At 73.6% G+C, this 2,645-nt stretch carries 2 protein-coding genes; both read left to right on the plus strand.

Features of this window, described 5'->3' with window-relative positions; all coding sequences use genetic code 11:
• Positions 1 to 136: 136 nt before the first annotated feature.
• Complete coding sequence (locus EHS43_RS42110) at positions 137 to 799, plus strand: response regulator transcription factor (protein WP_125195753.1); 663 nt, start codon at positions 137 to 139, stop codon at positions 797 to 799.
• Between the two features lie 177 nt (positions 800 to 976).
• Positions 977 to 2,645, plus strand: a 1,669-nt coding sequence (locus tag EHS43_RS42115; RefSeq protein ID WP_125195754.1) for a gamma-glutamyltransferase family protein, incomplete at its 3' end; no start/stop codon positions are given.

Raw genomic sequence — 2,645 nt, forward strand, 5'->3', positions numbered from 1 at the left:
GAGTGGTGGCGCGGACGCCGGGCGGTTCCCCGGTGTGCGGCGGACGGGGTGTCCGGGCGACGGGCGGCTCCTCCAGGGATCCCGCGCGTGTGAGCGGGGCGAACGGCGGATTCGGCGGGTGTGTGGGGGTGCGGGTGTGATCAGGGTGGCGCTCGTCGACGACCAGGCGCTGATGCGGGCCGGGTTCCGGGCTCTGCTCGACGCCGAGGACGGCATCGAGGTGGTCGGGGAGGCGGCCGACGGGGAACGGGGTGTCGAGCTGGTACGGGCGCAGGTGCCCGACATCGCGCTGATCGACGTGCAGATGCCGGTGATGACGGGCATCGAGGCGACGCGGCGGATCGCCGCGGACCCGGAGCTCGCGGGGGTCCGCGTGGTGATCCTCACCAACTACGGCGTCGACGAGTACGTCTTCGAGGCGCTGCGCGCGGGTGCGAGCGGTTTCCTGCTGAAGGACACCGAGCCGGCCGACCTCCTCCAGGCCATCGAGGTGGTGGCCCGGGGCGAGGCGCTGCTGTCGCCCGCCGTCACCCGCACGCTGATCGGCGAGTTCGTCTCACGCCCCCCGGACCGCTCCACCGCCCCCGGTCTGGAGTGCCTCACCCGCCGCGAACGCGAGGTCACGGCCCTGGCCGCCCGCGGCCTGAGCAACGAGGAGATCGCCGAGCACATGGTGATCAGCCCCCTCACCGCCAAGACGCACATCAGCCGCGCGATGACGAAACTGGGCGCCCGGGACCGGGCCCAACTGGTCGTGTTCGCCTACGAGTCCGGGCTGGTGACGGCACGCGGCGCCTGAGGCTGCGCGGGGCCCGCCTGAGGGTGCGCGGGGCCTGACGGCTCGGTGGGCCGGGCGACCGCAGGTGACCGGGCGGCGGCCGTACACGGTCTCTTGGGCAGGTCGGTGTGGGATGAAAGGATCGTGGACGCGACCGCCTCGGACCGGCCGGGGCGGGCCCGAGCAGTGAGGTGAGAGATGTCGTTCACCACCCGGCCGACCCTCCAGGGGACCTTCGGCATGGTGTCCTCCACCCACTGGCTGGCCTCGCAGTCGGCGATGGCGGTCCTGGAGGACGGTGGCAACGCCTACGACGCGGCGGTGGCCGGCGCCTTCGTGCTGCACGTCGTCGAGCCGCACCTCAACGGACCCGCGGGCGAGGTGCCGATCCTGCTCGCGCCCTCCGGGGGACAGGTGCGGGTGCTGTGCGGACAGGGCGTCGCACCGGCCGGAGCGACCGTCGCCCACTACAAGGGACTGGGCCTGGACCTCGTCCCCGGCACCGGCCCCCTCGCCGCCGCGGTCCCCGGCGCCTTCGACGCCTGGATGCTGCTGCTCCGCGACCACGGCACCAAGTCCCTGGCCGACGTCCTCAAGTACGCCGTCGGCTACGCCGAGAACGGGCACGCGCCCGTGGAGAACGTCGGCGCGACCGTCGAGAGCGTGCGGGAACTGTTCGAGACGGAGTGGACCTCGTCGGCGGAGGTCTATCTGCCGGGAGGACGGGCCCCTCGCCCGGGTGCGCTGTTCCGCAACCCCGCCCTCGCCGCCACCTGGAAGCGGCTGGTCGAGGAGGTGGCGGGCGCCGGCGACCGGACCGCGCAGATCGAGGCGGCGCGCGAGGTGTGGCGCACCGGATTCATCGCCGAGGCGCTCGTACGGCAGGCGCGGCGACCCACCATGGACACCAGCGGCGCACGGCACACCGGCACGCTCACGGCCGACGACCTCGCCGGGTGGTCCGCGACCTACGAGACGCCGGCGACGTACGACTGGAACGGCTGGACCCTGTGCAAGGCCGGCCCCTGGAGCCAGGGCCCGGTGCTCCTCCAGCAACTCGCCCTGCTGCCGCCCGAACTGCCGCGCTACGGGTCCGCCGAGTACGTCCATCTCCTGGTCGAGGGCTGCAAGCTCGCCATGGCCGACCGGGAGGCCTGGTACGGGGACGCGGCGGAGGTGCCGCTCGACGAACTGTTGTCGGCCCGCTACAACGCGCGGCGGCGTGAACTCGTCGGCGACAAGGCCTCGTACGAGCTGCGGCCGGGCAGCCCCGGCGGACGCGCCCCGCGGCTGAGCGCACACGCGCGCGTGGTCGTCACCGACGAGCCCGGCTTCAGCCCGATGGGGGTCGGGGAACCCACCGTCGCGAAGAACCCCACCTCCCCGGTGCCGGGTGAGCCCGAGATCGGCCCGGACGGCAGCACCAGGGGTGACACCTGCCACCTCGACGTGGTCGACCGCTGGGGCAACATGGTCGCGGCCACACCCAGTGGCGGGTGGCTCCAGTCCAACCCGGTCGTGCCCGAACTGGGCTTCCCGCTCGGTACCCGGCTCCAGATGACCTGGCTGGAGGAGGGCCTGCCGAACTCCCTCGCACCCGGCCGCCGCCCCCGCACCACCCTCACGCCCTCCATCGCCCTGCGGGACGGAGAGCCCGTCCTGGCCTTCGGTACGCCCGGCGGGGACCAGCAGGACCAGTGGCAGCTCCACTTCTTCCTGGCCGTCGCCCTGCGCTCCCCGGTCCGCGGCGGCCTCGACCTCCAGGGCGCGATCGACGCCCCCAACTGGCACAACGACAGCTTCCCGGGGTCGTTCTATCCGCGCGGGATGCGGCCCGGGAGCCTCACGGTGGAGGCGCGGACGGATC

This window comes from Streptomyces sp. RP5T, assembly GCF_003933965.1.
Taxonomy (GTDB): Bacteria; Actinomycetota; Actinomycetes; order Streptomycetales; family Streptomycetaceae; genus Streptomyces.